Below are 522 nucleotides of genomic sequence, written 5' to 3' on the forward strand. Positions count from 1 at the left end.
ACTCTCCATAAAAAGAAATTTGATTAGCTCAAATTGTTTTGCTGGCATCATGTTTGATGTCCAAAATTTTGTTTCGTTCACTAACTCAAGGCTAGCTACTAAAAACTTTATTGATTACGTTTTGCTTGTTCAGTTTTCAAGGTTCATTTGTTTTGATTGGTGGAGCCTAGCGGGATCGAACCGCTGACCTCCTGCGTGCAAGGCAGGCGCTCTCCCAGCTGAGCTAAGGCCCCAAAGTTAATTATAATTTTAGGAAATGGTCGGGAAGACAGGATTCGAACCTGCGACCCCTTGGTCCCAAACCAAGTGCTCTACCAAGCTGAGCTACTTCCCGTTTGTTTTTATTGGCGCGCCCGGCAGGAGTCGAACCCACAACCTTCTGATCCGTAGTCAGACGCTCTATCCAATTGAGCTACGGGCGCTAATTATTAAAATAAAAAATGGTGCCGAGGGCCGGAATCGAACCGGCACGGTAGTCACCTACCGCAGGATTTTAAGTCCTGTGCGTCTGCCAGTTCCGCC

General features: G+C 46.9%; 3 tRNA genes. All 3 read right to left on the reverse strand.

The features are described 5' to 3' along the window. Positions 1-157 precede the first annotated feature (157 nt). The 3 genes from AC1DCY_RS27425 to AC1DCY_RS27435 all read right to left on the reverse strand — a co-directional run bounded on the left by AC1DCY_RS27425 (position 158) and on the right by AC1DCY_RS27435 (position 422). Positions 158-233 (reverse strand) — tRNA-Ala (locus AC1DCY_RS27425). Between the two features lie 24 nt (positions 234-257). Next, positions 258-334, reverse strand: a tRNA-Pro gene (locus AC1DCY_RS27430). An 11-nt stretch (positions 335-345) separates the two neighbouring features. Continuing rightward, positions 346-422: transfer RNA gene (locus AC1DCY_RS27435), tRNA-Arg, on the reverse strand. Between the last annotated feature and the right edge of the window lie 100 nt (positions 423-522).

This window comes from Lysinibacillus sp. 10T31 (assembly GCF_056394365.1).